Source organism: Advenella kashmirensis WT001 (genome assembly GCF_000219915.2).
In the GTDB taxonomy this organism is placed as follows: Bacteria; Pseudomonadota; Gammaproteobacteria; order Burkholderiales; family Burkholderiaceae_B; genus Advenella; species Advenella kashmirensis.
In genome coordinates this window covers 3,923,803-3,937,594 of the sequence record NC_017964.1, presented here as the reverse complement: position 1 = coordinate 3,937,594, position 13,792 = coordinate 3,923,803, and the positions used below count along the sequence as shown (strand labels likewise).

10 protein-coding genes, 1 tRNA gene and 2 pseudogenes are annotated in these 13,792 nt (G+C 50.2%); 10 read left to right on the top strand and 3 right to left on the bottom strand.

Annotated features, from left to right (window positions below; all coding sequences use genetic code 11):
- The first annotated feature begins 1 nt into the window (after position 1).
- Positions 2-787: a GntR family transcriptional regulator gene (locus TKWG_RS18480; protein WP_014752293.1), complete on the top strand. Its 786-nt coding sequence runs from the start codon at positions 2-4 to the stop codon at positions 785-787.
- Positions 788-817: 30 nt separating this feature from the next.
- On the opposite strand, the gene TKWG_RS18475 is transcribed toward TKWG_RS18480, so the two are convergent.
- Complete coding sequence (locus tag TKWG_RS18475) at positions 818-1,357, bottom strand: DUF2380 domain-containing protein (protein ID WP_014752292.1); 540 nt, start codon at positions 1,355-1,357, stop codon at positions 818-820.
- A gap of 167 nt (positions 1,358-1,524) precedes the next feature.
- A complete protein-coding gene (locus tag TKWG_RS18470) occupies positions 1,525-2,385 on the bottom strand; it encodes an SIR2 family NAD-dependent protein deacylase (RefSeq protein WP_014752291.1) in 861 nt (286 codons plus the stop codon).
- A 570-nt stretch (positions 2,386-2,955) separates the two neighbouring features.
- On the opposite strand from TKWG_RS18470, the gene TKWG_RS18465 reads away from it, so the two are divergent.
- The 7 genes and pseudogenes from TKWG_RS18465 (at position 2,956) to TKWG_RS18435 (ending at position 10,915) form a co-directional block, all read left to right on the top strand.
- Complete coding sequence (locus tag TKWG_RS18465; RefSeq protein WP_014752290.1) at positions 2,956-3,171, top strand: hypothetical protein; 216 nt, start codon at positions 2,956-2,958, stop codon at positions 3,169-3,171.
- A gap of 176 nt (positions 3,172-3,347) precedes the next feature.
- The gene (locus TKWG_RS18460) at positions 3,348-5,351 is read left to right on the top strand and encodes a tellurite resistance TerB family protein (RefSeq protein WP_014752289.1); all 2,004 of its coding nucleotides are present in this window, start codon (positions 3,348-3,350) and stop codon (positions 5,349-5,351) included.
- Positions 5,348-6,651: pseudogene (locus TKWG_RS18455) on the top strand (ATP-binding protein). Before TKWG_RS18460 ends, TKWG_RS18455 begins: the two are co-directional and overlap by 4 nt.
- Positions 6,652-6,670: 19 nt before the next feature.
- Entirely contained in the window at positions 6,671-8,875 is a 2,205-nt protein-coding gene (locus TKWG_RS18450) for a DEAD/DEAH box helicase (RefSeq protein WP_014752288.1), read from the top strand.
- A gap of 61 nt (positions 8,876-8,936) precedes the next feature.
- Entirely contained in the window at positions 8,937-9,224 is a 288-nt protein-coding gene (locus TKWG_RS18445) for a hypothetical protein (RefSeq protein ID WP_014752287.1), read from the top strand.
- A 221-nt stretch (positions 9,225-9,445) separates the two neighbouring features.
- Positions 9,446-9,913, top strand: a complete 468-nt coding sequence (locus TKWG_RS18440; RefSeq protein WP_014752286.1) for a Panacea domain-containing protein — start codon at positions 9,446-9,448, stop codon at positions 9,911-9,913.
- Between the two features lie 9 nt (positions 9,914-9,922).
- Positions 9,923-10,915, top strand: coding sequence for a hypothetical protein (locus tag TKWG_RS18435; RefSeq protein WP_014752285.1), 993 nt, complete (start codon positions 9,923-9,925; stop codon positions 10,913-10,915).
- A gap of 143 nt (positions 10,916-11,058) precedes the next feature.
- On the opposite strand, the gene TKWG_RS18430 is transcribed toward TKWG_RS18435, so the two are convergent.
- Positions 11,059-11,134 (bottom strand) — tRNA-Phe (locus tag TKWG_RS18430).
- A 144-nt stretch (positions 11,135-11,278) separates the two neighbouring features.
- Here TKWG_RS18430 and hemA point away from each other — a divergent pair.
- Together hemA and prfA are read left to right on the top strand one after the other, a co-directional pair.
- Positions 11,279-12,554 (top strand): annotated as a pseudogene (gene hemA, locus TKWG_RS18425) (glutamyl-tRNA reductase).
- An 86-nt stretch (positions 12,555-12,640) separates the two neighbouring features.
- Entirely contained in the window at positions 12,641-13,726 is a 1,086-nt protein-coding gene (gene prfA / locus TKWG_RS18420; protein WP_014752284.1) for a peptide chain release factor 1, read from the top strand.
- Positions 13,727-13,792 lie beyond the last annotated feature (66 nt).

Here is a 13,792-nt window from a genome sequence, read left to right as displayed (position 1 = left end):
CGTGCTTTATCTGAAAAAAATCGACGTAAAAAACAAAGGTAAAGAGGCGTTGTACAGGCAGGTCGCCGCCAGCCTGAAAACCGCCATCTCTGAAAATCGGCTGCCTCCGGGTAGTCCGATTCCCAGCGAGAACGCGCTGTGCGGACACTTCAATGTGGCGCGCAGTGTCGTGCGCCAGGCGCTGGCGCTGCTGGTTGATGATGGATATATTCTGAAGCAGGCTGGCCGCTCTTCGGTAGTTGCTCCGCGCATGAAACACCGGCGTAATCTGCAAAACTCGCTTAGCCTGCACGCGCAGCTGGAACGCGAAGGCACGCGCTTACAGACGTCGGTGGTCAAATTTGAAGAGGCCGCTTTGCCCGCAGAGGTTGCGGCATTCTATGGCGACACTGAAGGCCTGCTGCTGGAGCGCGTGCGGTATATTGACGATGAACCTATTTCATATGTGAAGACCTGGCTGCCCAAGGAATTTGCTTCCCTGAGCAGCGAAGACCTGATCGACCAATCGCTGCATCGCCAGTTGCTGGTACGCTTTAACCGTGAGCCGCAACAGGGCCGCAACCAGATTCAGACGGTCCCCAGCGACAAGATGCTGGCCAATTATCTTAAAGTGAAAAAAAGCGATTCGTTGCTGCAATTGCAGGCGTGTTATTACGATCAGCATGGATTGCCGCTGGAGTGGTTCACTGCCTGGCATCGGGCTGACCGTGTCGTCTTTGATATCGCGGTGGACGCCTCGCTGGATAATAATATCCAGGTCAAGGATTTTCAGCGAACAATCAAGTAGTTCAGGTAAGGGGGCTCACCGGCACCCATCCTATTGCCTGTTAATGCAATTGCTCTCAATATCACGTACCGCAAATTTTGCCGCATGCTGCCATGCCTGATCGTTATCGCCGCGATAGGATAGCGTGCGCTCGCACACAGGGGTGTTCTGGTTCAGATCTACCATGGCATATTTGATCCAGCCTACCAGCGTGCTCATCTTGTGTACCTCGCCAAAAAGTAGATGGCTTGCGCCGGCCTTTTTTGCGTCGGCTGCCAGTGCTTCAAGACCCGGTTCCGCAGCATTGCATGTGTCATTTTGGCAGGCCAGCGGCACTGTTTTTATTGTTTTGTTTTGCGCCAGACCATGGCGAACCGCTTCATTCAGTGCGTTCAGGCGTCGGGCATGGTCGGCTGTCTGGTCTTTGACTTCACCCGACGTATCTTTGAAAGCGAAGTTCGCAGCAGCCAGTGTTGGTGGCGGTTTGGCGCTGGTGGTCGCGCTTAACGTGGCAGCAGCCAAACCGGCAAGCAGCAACCATGAGTGCGGTCTGCAGCTGAAGCGATAGAGTGGTCGAACAGGATATGGCATGACATTGGCCTCCGGTATTGGCCGATAGCGGGCGCAGGCAGGGTGGTACAAATGCATATCAACCTTGACTGTAACTCAGGTGACCAAACATGTCACGTGCGAAAGCCACGAGCAAGGGCAGGTGTTTGCTCGTCCGAAGGTTGATGTGGCAATGCGCTGGCGCCGGATCAGGGCTGTGTTTTTCCCAAGTAACCCATGTCGTCCAGTGCGTTTTGAATTTGCGTTAGCGCTTGCTGTGCGCCCATGGCCAGCGAAACATTCTTTGCTGTTTTCTTTATATTTGCTTCGTGCGTATTGATGCGAACGATTGGCGCCTTTTGGCGTTCGCCAAAGTAGCGCACAGTGGCAACGGCGGTGCCCGCGCCCAGTTCAACAATAACGGGACGCCTGGTCTTTTTCAGCCAGGCCTGCAGGTGCTGATGCTGCTGGCGGCTACGGGTGTCCACCCAATGCCAGTCGTTGAACATCATGATGTTGGGCCGCGCCAGCGAGCCACAGTGCGGGCAGCGCGGCGGCGGGTTCAGCAGCAGACAGCGTTGCATATCTACTTGCGGCTCAAAGTCGTCAGCCGGCCAGATATCCTGTTCGCAAACGTCTATGCATTGCAAATAGTGAATCGAGCCGTGGCATTCAACGATCTGCTCGGGGGCAAAGCCTGCTTTTTGAAACTGACCGTCGACATTGCTGGTAAACACAAATGCATTATTTGGCATGCGTGATGCAATCTGCCGCAGGATCTGGAAGCCGGCATGAGGCGTTGTCTGCCGATACAGGGCCAGGCGATGCCCATAAAATCCCCAGGCAAGCTCGGGGTGCTCGGGAAAATAGACAGGCGAGGCGATATCTTCGAAACAAATACCCGAAGTACGCAGCGCCGGATAGTGCTGCCAGAAGCCTTCGGCGCCGCGAAAATCAGGCAGACCCGAGTCCACACCCATACCGGCGCCGGCAGTAACAAGCAGCCCATCGGCTTCACTGATCAGCGTGGCCGCCTTTTTTATAAAGGCTTGTTGTGATGAAGAGTCCATGAGAGGGCCGGCAGAGTTAATTTAATTTTTTATTGACGCAACAGGTAACGACCTATCTTCCCATATTTTGGTCGTTGGCGTGCGTTTGACAGACGGCTTGTATTCAGAAAGACACAAATGAATAGTTCGTTGCTCGAAACTACAAGCCAAGTTGTCAGCGACATTGCAGAACGGCCGATTGTTCGGGCTTTCCAGCAAAATGTTCTGACTTCTTGTCAATATCCATAAGCCGCTATGCTTAAATATTGATTGCCGAGATGGAGTCCGAGGGTCAATTCCTCTATGTTCGCCTGTACTTGCGCATAACTATTTTCTACACGGAAGTGGGAGCCGGTGGCGTGGAACTTACAAAATTGCTTCAAAATGACACAGTTTTAATCAAAAGTAACATAATCTCTCAAAAAACTTTAAAATGACCAATGTCGATCAGCATTCTGCGACTGTCGTTTTGTGGGACTGGTGCCGCAGGCACGATATGACAAGCTTCGTAACCGTTAAGCGCATGAAGGCTTTTGGAGTAACTTTCAATGCGGGCAAACCAATGTAAAGCTCGCCGGAGTGAACAATAGCATGGCAAGAGGTAAGAGACCAAAATATAGAGAGACCATTGGTATAGCAGCCATTGGTTTGTTGGTATTTTTTAATAGCATTCCTCGTGAAATTTGGATTGTAATTGGAGTGACCGTCGCCATGGGTGCGGTCATTTATTTTTACCGTAATCCCGAGGCAGTACGGATGAAAATTATAAAAAGAGTGAGCTTTCAGTTTCGTCGTCGCTTCACCTAGGGGATCCACTGCCGATCACGACGAGCTCAGTGGTCCCTACTCCCCGCACGGCTCCTGGGGATGACGATGAGCCTATTTCGATAGCCCACAGTCTTGAGTCTGTCCCGTCCTCATTTCGTGTTCCCGTTGCACCACAGAACTATAGCCAGACTAAATGGATTCCTGCTGGGGAGACTGTGATTATTGCGGGAATTTCGATTCCTGGAGGTCTTCTATACGTCGGGAGGACTCTATTAACGGCTTCACGAAACAATGATCCCGCGCTCATAGATCCCTCTAAGCCTGTGGCGAAATACGGCAATTACGCGGAACGGCAGATGGGCTATTGGCCTAGCTATTCCGAAATTTCGCCTATTGCCAGGCGTGCCTATTTGAATTGGCTAGCTGATGGTCGAATGGATCCGGCGGCTGACATTGGATACGTTTTTCTTTTCTTATATGGGCTGGAGCGACGGGCCATTCTTGATGCATCCAAGGAGGACGCAGCCAAAGCTGATTGGCCGATTATTGCAGTTGAATTACGCCGACTCTTGGGAATCTATGGTGAGAAGTCAGGTTCATTCCGAAATTATGCTGGTTCGTTGCTCGATTGGGTATCGGTTTCAGAGTGTCCTGAGAAGGCATATCTCAAACCTATCCCGAGCTTTCCCAAGACGTACGAACTGCCGCTTTATATTCGAGTAGCTTTGGGCCAGACCGCAGTCGATAAGGTACCCGTACCGGCACCTCTTGCGCTGGTATGGGTAAAGCTTGATCCGACAATCTATCTGAGAACCCCGGCGACACGTTGTCCTGAAGAATTTGACAGGATTTTCGTTTGCAGATATTACGAGACTTTCGGTGAGGGGCTGATTCTTCCAAAGAATAGAACCAGACTCAAGATGGTTCACCGACCAGCTTCTGCAGGCTTTCACGGCTACAACGACGTTAGTTTGACTTTCGGGGATATACCGGATGTCACTGCTCTTACCGCTCCTATTAACAAGTTGCAGAAAGTCGTCGAGACAGCTACGAAAGATCTGGAACCTTTCAGTCGCTACGTCGGAAAAAATCCGAACGATAGGTATTCTCTTGAGGGACTCGTGCTATTGCCGGTCAAATTATGGCCCGAAAGTACTCAGGAAATTTTGTTTGCGCTAAAAAAACGGATGGACAATGGGGTTGTCACAATGTCCTTCCAGGACTTGCTTGCTAGTTTGGGTGCTAGGGCGACATTTACGAGAGATAGAACGCTCGCTTTGCTTCGTGCACTCGAATCGTTAAACATTGGTGTTGAGCCTGACGTTCTGGGCGGGGCCAAACAACCCAAGCCTGATGAGGATGTGGTGCTCTTTGCTGTTTCATCTGCAGGAGCGACAGATCGTTCTGCACCTGCGTACCAAGTCGCCGTCTTGACTTTAGATTTGGCATCTGGAGTGGCGGCAGCTGACGGTCAATTTAATATCGAGGAAATGGATCATCTTGAGAAACAGGTGCAGACGTGGACGCATCTTACTCCATATCACATCAGCAGGCTCCTGGCTCATTTGCATCTGTTGAGGAAAACACAGATATCTCTATCCGTGCTGAAAAAAAAGATTGAGCCGCTGAATCCGTCCGCTAAAGAGGCTATCGCTGCTTTTATGGCAACTGTTGCTCAGTCGGACGGGCACATCTCGCCCACAGAAGTAAAAATGCTGGAAAAGGTGTACAGAGTGCTCGGCATTGAAGCAGCAAAGATGTTTACCGATGTTCATGCAGTAGCTGCTGGTGCAAAGCCTGCCTTGATCACTGTCGCTGAAGTAGAGAGAACGGGATTCAAGCTCGATCCTGCGCGTATCGCTGCGCTTCAAAAGGACACGGAGGTTGTTTCGGCATTATTGTCGGGCATATTTAACGAAAATAATCTGGATGAACCAGAATCCATGGAAGAAGAGTCGGAGAGTGAGGTCGAGAGTATATCGCCCTCCGGGTTGCTTGGTCTGGATGAAGCGCATAGTGCCTTAGCGCGCCTGTTGCTTTCGCGCCCTGAGTGGACCAGAAGCGAGCTTGGTGATGCTGCTGGCGATCTCGATTTAATGATTGACGGAGCAATCGAAACTCTCAATGAGGCGGCTTTTGATAAATATGATGTGCCGTTTACGGAGGGCGAAACCCTTGTAATAGTTAACCCTGAATTATTGGAGAAAATCGAAGTATGAATGTTCCGATACGTCCTAAAGACCGCGACGCGATAATTCAATCTTTGCGAGCGGGCGTCGTGCCTCGTAGTGGCCAGTATCTGATTCAAATTGGTCGACGTAGTGAGATAGACACGCTGGTTGGCGATATTAATCGCATTGCAGACGGCGGTTCAGCATTCCGTGTGGTCATTGGTGAGTACGGCGCGGGGAAAACTTTCTTCTTAAATCTGATCCGCTCCATCGCTCTCGAGAAAAAACTGGTGGTGGCTAGCGCCGACTTGAATCCCGATCGGCGTCTTCATGCCAGCGGTGGTCAGGCTCGTTCGCTCTATGCCGAACTGATGCGTAACCTATCGACGCGCACCAAGCCGGAGGCGGCGCGCTGACCGGAATTGTTGAGAAGTTTATAGCCACAGCCAAGACCGAGGCTAAGGCGTTGAATCAATCCACAGAGACAGTCTTGCGTCAACGACTCGATCAGTTAAACGAGCTGGTCAATGGTTATGATTTTGCCGATGTTATCGCTGCGTATTGTCGTGGACACGAGGAAGGTAATGAACAACTTAAATCCGATGCTGTTCGTTGGCTGCGTGGCGAGTTTTCCACTAAAACCGATGCCAGAAAAGCACTTGGAGTCCGGAGTATAGTGGACGACTCGGATGTGTACGACCAACTCAAACTTATGGCACGCTTCGTGCGTCTTGCGGGTTTTTCTGGTTTGCTTGTTGAGCTTGATGAACTGGTTAATCTCTACAAACTGGCGAATACTCAGGCCCGAAATTCAAACTATGAGCAGATCCTGCGTATCTTGAACGACTCTTTGCAGGGTGCCTCTGTTGGCCTTGGATTCATTCTGGGAGGGACACCAGAGTTCCTGTTGGATACTCGACGGGGACTCTACAGCTATCCTGCCTTGCAGAGCCGTTTGGGGCAAAATTCTTTCGCCTCAAATGGGCTTGTTGATTTTAGCGGGACAGTGATTAGTCTGTCGAGTCTAAAACCCGAAGACTTTTACGTCTTGTTGCAGAAGATCCGCATGGTCTATGCATTTGGTGATTCCAGCAAATTTCTTATACCTGATCAGGGTATCTCCAAATTTATGGAGCACTGCTCTAAGCGGATCGGCGACACATACTTTCGTACGCCACGCACGACTATTACAGCATTTATCAATTTGCTTGCAGTGCTGGATCAAAACCCCGACGCGTCGTGGCAAGACTTGCTTGGTGGCGTTGACATTGTTGCCGACACGGGGGGTATGGCTGACCAACAGGTCGAAGCCGATGCTGATGATGGATTCGCCACGTTCAAGATGTGATAAGGCTGGTTGAAATCGAATGTCTGACGATAGCAATTCCTTTTTCCTGCTAGATGAGCGTATCCAGCGCTTTATCTGGGCGGAAGGCTGGGAATCACTGAGAGATATTCAGGAGGCCGCCATTCCGCTGATCCTCGAGGCAAATAGCGACGTTATTGTGGCTGCAGCTACCGCAACCGGCAAGACGGAGGCGGTTTTTCTACCCGCATTGACGCATCTGCTTCAAAACGAACCACTGGGACTCATTGTCTATGTTAGTCCTCTCAAAGCACTGATCAATGATCAGTTTGGGCGCCTTGAGCATCTTTGTGAGCACCTGGGGGTGCCAGTGTGGCCATGGCATGGAGATATTTCGTCTTCAGCCAAGGCTCGCTTCTTGTCGAAGCGGCAAGGGGTATTGCTAATTACTCCCGAATCTCTCGAGGCAACACTATGCAATCGAGGATCTGCGATCAGAGCGGTGTTCGAGCGACTGACGTTTATTGTCATCGACGAACTTCACGCATTTATCGGAACCGAGCGCGGTAAGCAACTACAATCTCTTATGCACCGTATCGAGCGAGTGATTGATCGTCAGGTGCCGCGAATTGGCCTTTCTGCAACTTTGGGTGATATGTGTTTGGCGGCGGTGTTCTTGCGTCCGGGAAAGGCAACCTCTGTTGCCTTGTTGGAATCGAGATCCTCGCATAGTGAACTAAAAATCCGGGTCAAGGGCTACGAGGAACCTGTGCTTGTACCCGTCGAAGATTATGATAAGAAGGAACCAGATCCAGTCACGCCGACGCAAATCGCGCAGCATTTGTTCAGGGAGTTGCGCGGTGAGAACAATCTTATCTTCCCGAATTCGCGTCGCGAGGTTGAGCGGTACACGCATTTACTCAACAAGTTATGCACGCAGCATCAAGTTCCCAACGAATTCTGGCCACATCACGGTAGCTTGTCCAAGGAGATTCGCTCAGAAACTGAAGCAGCCTTGAAGCAGAAGGAGTTTCCGGCAACTGCCATTTGCACCAGTACGCTGGAGTTGGGTATTGATATTGGGGCAGTAAAAAGCGTTGCGCAGATCGGGGCCCCGCCTTCAGTAGCGAGTTTGCGCCAACGCCTGGGTCGATCCGGTCGCCGCAAGGGAGTACCAGCAATTTTGCGAGGCTACAGTGTAGAGGATATGCTTGGCGCTAATTCATCACTGGCTACCGAACTTCGATTAGATACTGTAAAGATGATTGCAATGATTTCGCTATTGGTAGAGGGTTGGTTTGAACCTCCGATGGCGCATGGCCTTCATTTGTCAACGCTTGTGCAACAGATGTTATCCTATGTGGCGCAAAACGGCGGGGCTTCGATCGGACAGCTTTACGGAGTGTTTTGCACGTCGGGTGCACCTTTCGTTGGTCTGAGCAAGGGTGAGTTCGTTGAGTTTGTTCGCCATTTGGGAAAACGAGAACTATTAATGCAAGAGTCATCCGGTCTGCTATTACATGGTCGCCTGGGAGAGAGGTTTGTCAATCACTATGCTTTTTTTGCCGCATTTTCTACTGATGAGGAGTTTCGCATTGTCTGCAGTGGTAAAGCGCTCGGCACTTTACCCGTATCGCAGATGCTAAGTATCGGGCAGCGTATTTTGTTTGCCGGCAAGACCTGGTTAGTTGAAGATATCGATGATGCGCAGAAGACTATTTTTGTTGTTCGTTCCGGCGGCGGGATTCCTCCGCTCTTTTCTGGCGGAGCGGGACGAACGCATACACGCGTACATCAACGAATGCGTCAACTGCTGGAGTCTTCCGACATGCCACCGTTTCTTGATGATGTGGCCGGGCGTTTCTTGCTTGAAGGTCGAAGAAGCTACGTTGCACGTAATCTAGCAAATGTTTTTGTGATTGACCAAGGAAGGGAAGTCGTATTCTTAACATGGCTTGGTGATGCCGCTAACGAGGCGCTCGCATCCCTCCTTCGATGGCGAGGATACACAGTGAGTGCTGCGGGCCCTGGTATCGAAGTCGCCAAGAATGAATCGAGCGTTGAAGATATTATTGGCACTCTAATCAATGCTTCGGTGGAAGAACCACCCATTGAAGTCCTTCTGAGGGATGTGAGTAATTTACAGCGAGAGAAGTGGGACTGGGCTTTGCCGGATGCGCTTCTGCGCAAGGCATATGCGAGTTTGTATCTGGATATAGACGAGGCGTTGGCTTGGGTAAGAAAGCTTCCGAATGTGTCCAGTTGAGGTGTATGTAGTGGCCAGCTTCAGGGTGTTGGATTGATGTCGTCTGTCGTAAAGAAAGCTAATGCTTTACATGGGCCATTCGAACGAAGTGAGGCTTAGCGAGCCAAGGTGCTTGATCAATTGGTTCGCGGCCTCAGAGCTACCTGTCGAAACCGATGCCAAGCGTCAGGACCTTTACCGTGAATTTTTCGGCTTACTTGACGAAATGATCGGTGGGCTACAGACTTCATCGGAGCATGCATGTCTCGCCGGAGACGATTCCCTTGCCGGCCAGATCGACGATGCCCGCGACATTATCAGCGGTTTGAAATCTTATTTAAGGATACTAACCCCCAATGAATTACCTTGACGCATTAAATCTTGCGGTGCCAAGTGCTATCGATCACAGTTGTAAAAAATGTTAACTAGCTAGGTGAAAGCTGTTAGTATCAAGTTAATGTCGTTAATATTGGTATAATTTATTATTAATATTTGCACTGTACAAATATACAGTTGCTGGTCTATACTAATAGTCCAGATATCAATATCCTATTGGTCTAATTTTATGTTTCAGCGAGACGCGGAGGCATTATGTCTATCACTGCATTACAACTTGGTAGTGAGTTGGTTCGTCGTGCGGCCAAAAGGAATTTCAAATTAACCAATTTATCATTACAAAAATTGGCATATTTTGCCCATGGCTGGCATTTAGCATTATTTGATAAACCATTGTTAGAGGAAAACGATGCGTTTGAGGCATGGCGTTATGGCCCTGTTTTACCAGAGCTATATCATGCGTTGAAAGCGTTTTCCAATAATAATATTCCTGCGGATCACCCATTGATTGCTTCGCAAGAAGAATTGGACTCTACTCGGGTTGAAGCTAAGCTAATTGAAAAAATTCTGGATGAATATGGAAATTTTTCCAGTTTTCAGCTTGTGCGATTATCCCACGATCCTGACGGTCCATGGGCGAAAGTATATTCTGAGCCAGGTTTTTCCATCGCTATTGACGATGATAGTATCGGACGCTTTTTCAAAAAAGATTTAGAAAATTAAGAGTCTAATATGGCTGTTAAGAAGAAAAGTAAAAAGCAGGATGCTGAATCGGCCGCACAAGACACACTCTTAGACAATATTAAGATTAAGCGTAGCGCTGTTCCTAATGATAAAAAGGACGAGGTAGATTATTCAATTGACGCTATTGCTCCAAAATTTGTTAAATATGAAGAGCGAATAGTCGCGTTTGTCGATATTTTGGGGTTCAAGGAGATCGTTTTGCGGTCACAAAAGGACCCTGATCTGGTGAATCAGATATATAACGGGCTAGATGTTAGAAAGGATGAATTAGCGCGACACTTTGTGGCGGAGTTAGGGCTATCGCTTTCCCCGGAAGATTTCGACGATCGATTCCATACATTTTCTGATTGTATTGTGATGTCAGTAGATTCCAAAATAGAAGAGTTAGGCCTTCTCATTTTTATGATTTTCAAAATCTGCAGGCAATTATTATTGGCTGGATTTTTAAGTAGAGGAGGAGTGGCAATAGGACAACTTTTACACTTAACTCCTGAATCCACACCCGGATCTGACCGGAACTCGTCGATGGTATTTGGCCCCGCTTTTGTTGATGCATATAATCTTGAGTCAAGTCATGCTGGCTGTGCGAGAATTATTCTGCAGCAAAAGTTAAGACAAATGATTCATGATCATAGACAAAAGCATCCATATAAAAAACTAACAAAATTTTTTGATGCCCATGTGTCGCGTGCTGATGATGGCCCCGCATTTGTGAATCAATTTGCCGATTTTCCTGGTAATAATTTTTATGAGGAAAATGTTGATGTCCAGCCCGACATCAAAGCGATACAGGCGCATCTTCAAGAAAAGCTTAACGAAGTGTCAGATAAACCCTATCATTTTCAGAAGAATGCGATCTTAGCGCGAGAGTTTAATAATGCAATTAAATTAGCATCTAAAGTACCAAGATATGCAGACTGCAAAAAATATATTATTTCATCAGATGCGCTTCCTGGTAAAAGACGCAAACCAAGGAGGTAGGGTGTGGGATAATTCTAAATCCATCAGTCCCGAATCTTATTTCTCCTTTATCAGTTTCCCGTAAACAACCAGTAAATGATAATTTCAGCAATAAAAAAGGACTTATAGCTGGTGCTGTAAGTCCTTAATTAATATAGCAATATTGGTGGCCTGGGGCAGAATCGAACTGCCGACACAAGGATTTTCAATCCTCTGCTCTACCGACTGAGCTACCTGGCCAACAAAGAACGAAATAATACACTAGTTTTTGACTTGTGTATATATTTTGCAGCCTTGGTGACATAAATAATTAAAAAACATCGCTGGAAGGTCTATAATCAGACTAATACCAGATCATAAAAGAAAATTCAAGATATTACGGCCATGTCACTTGACGTTCTTACCTTCGGTTTGAATCATCATTCGGCGCCGGTGTCAGTACGCGAGCGGGTTTCCATGCCCGAACAGCTGCTGCGCCCGGCGCTTGACGGCTTGCGCTCGGCGTTTGGCGCCCGGGTGCAGGAAGCCACGATTCTGTCTACCTGTAATCGCACCGAAATCTACTGTGCGGCCCAGCCCGAAGTGGCTGAGCACATCCCCTCATGGCTGGCTGACTTCAATTCGCTTGAAGCCAACGAGCTGCGTCCGCATTTGTATCAGTACAACAAGGATCTGGCCGTACGTCACGCCTTTCGTGTTGCCAGCGGGCTCGATTCCATGGTTCTGGGTGAGCCGCAAATTCTGGGGCAAATGAAAACCGCCGTCCGTGCGGCCAGCGATGCCGGGTCTCTGGGTACCTTGCTGCATCAGCTGTTTCAGAAAACTTTTTCGGTGGCCAAGGAAGTGCGTACGCAAACGGCAATTGGCGCGCAATCGGTGTCCATGGCTTGGCAGTCTCAGTTCGACTGGCCCAGCGGGTGTTTGGCGATCTGTCCAAAACCAGGGTGCTGTTTATTGGCGCCGGTGAAATGATCGAGCTGTGCTCCACCCATTTTGCTGCGCAAAAGCCCTCCTGTATGGTCGTTGCCAACCGCACGCGCGAGCGTGCCGAAACGCTTGCGTCCCAGTTCGATGGCAAGACCATGAAGCTGGCAGACCTGCCTGAGCGTTTGGCTGAATTTGATATTGTGGTGTCCTGTACCGCCAGTTCCCTGCCCATATTGGGTCTGGGGCTGGTGCAAAAAGCCTCCAAGGCGCGTCGTCATATGCCCATGGTCATGATTGATCTGGCCGTGCCGCGCGATATCGAACCCGAAGTGTCGCAACTGGATGACGTCTACCTGTATTCAGTTGATGATCTGGGCCGTTATGTGCAAATGGCCAGTGATTCACGCCAGGCCGCCGTGGTCCAGGCAGAGGCCATTATTGACAGCCGCGTTCAGAATTTCATGCACTGGATGGATTCCCGCGCTGTCGTGCCGGTGATCCGTAACCTGAATCAGGCGCCGATGCCATCGTGCAGGCCGAACTGGATCGGGCCCGCCGCCTGCTGGCTAAGGGCGAGAACGCCGACCAGGTTCTTGAACAGTTTGCCCGCAGCCTGACCCAGAAGTACCTGCACGCCCCTATGGTCGCGCTCAACCGCAGCCAGGGCGATGATCGTACTGCGCTCATGGATATGCTGCCCCGTCTCTTTCCGTATCAGGATTCCAGCCATTAGCGGCGCTCTGGCCCGCTATCTTTGGCGGCGGCGCTAAGCAGGCGCCGCCTTTTTCCTGAACACGCCGTTTTCTTCAAACATTCGTTATGAAATCATCAATGCGCTCCCGTCTGGAGCAAATCTCGCATCGCCTTATCGAGGTGGATGCACTGCTTGCCGAGCCCGATACCGCCAACGATATGGACCGGTTTCGTAAACTGTCGCGTGAACGCGCGGAAATTGATCCGGTGGTCATGCTGTTTCGCAGTTACGAAGCGACCGAGGCCGATATGCAGGCCGCAATGGACATGTCATCGGACCCGGAGCTGCGGGAGATGGCTGAGGAAGAACTGAAGCTGGCCAAAGCGCGCCTGGAAGAGCTGCAAGAGCAATTGCAAGTGCAATTGCTGCCGCGGGATCCGGACGATGGGCGCAGCGTTTTTCTTGAAGTGCGTGCCGGTACCGGCGGCGATGAAAGCGCCATTTTCAGCGGCGACCTGTTTCGCATGTACAGTCGTTATGCCGAGCAGAAAGGCTGGAAAGTAGAAGTGATTTCCGAGAATGAATCGGAAATGGGCGGGTATCGCGAAGTTATTGCACGGGTAGATGGCGATGGCGTGTATGGACGACTGAAATACGAGTCTGGCGCGCATCGGGTGCAACGGGTGCCCGAGACCGAATCGCAGGGCCGGGTGCATACCTCTGCCTGCACGGTCGCCGTGTTGCCCGAAGCCGATGAAATTGCGGAAGTGGCGCTAAACCCGGCTGATCTGCGCATTGACACGTTCCGGGCAAGTGGCGCGGGCGGTCAGCATATCAATAAAACCGATTCGGCTGTGCGTATCACGCATATTCCAACCGGCATCGTTGCCGAGTGCCAGGATGATCGGTCACAGCACAAGAACAAAGCGCGCGCCATGAGTGTACTGGCTGCCCGCATCAACGATATTGAACGCCAGAAACAGCAGCAGAAAGAAGCGGCCGAGCGCAAGAGCCTGGTGGGTACGGGTGACCGTTCCGAGCGCATCCGCACTTACAATTATCCTCAGGGGCGGGTCACGGATCACCGAATCAACCTGACTTTGTATAAACTGGCACAAATCATGGAAGGCTCGCTGGATGAGCTGACGGGGGCCCTTATTGCGGAGAGGCAGGCTGAGTTGCTGGCCGCCCTGGGTGACGACTCGCTGTAAGCATCATGCAGCACTGAATATCAATGACATCATTTGACCGGAGTGATACCGGCAGTAGTAGAAGGA

Bases quoted from the DNA above. Each gene is read 5' to 3' on its own strand.
- TKWG_RS18475 (WP_014752292.1), bottom strand. From the start codon at position 1,357: ATGCCATATCCTGTTCGACCACTCTATCGCTTCAGCTGCAGACCGCAC.
- TKWG_RS18470 (WP_014752291.1), bottom strand. From the start codon at position 2,385: ATGGACTCTTCATCACAACAAGCCTTTATAAAAAAGGCGGCCACGCTG.
- TKWG_RS18465 (WP_014752290.1), top strand. From the start codon at position 2,956: ATGGCAAGAGGTAAGAGACCAAAATATAGAGAGACCATTGGTATAGCA.
- TKWG_RS18450 (WP_014752288.1), top strand. From the start codon at position 6,671: ATGTCTGACGATAGCAATTCCTTTTTCCTGCTAGATGAGCGTATCCAG.
- TKWG_RS18445 (WP_014752287.1), top strand. From the start codon at position 8,937: ATGCTTTACATGGGCCATTCGAACGAAGTGAGGCTTAGCGAGCCAAGG.
- TKWG_RS18440 (WP_014752286.1), top strand. From the start codon at position 9,446: ATGTCTATCACTGCATTACAACTTGGTAGTGAGTTGGTTCGTCGTGCG.
- TKWG_RS18435 (WP_014752285.1), top strand. From the start codon at position 9,923: ATGGCTGTTAAGAAGAAAAGTAAAAAGCAGGATGCTGAATCGGCCGCA.
- prfA (WP_014752284.1), top strand. From the start codon at position 12,641: ATGAAATCATCAATGCGCTCCCGTCTGGAGCAAATCTCGCATCGCCTT.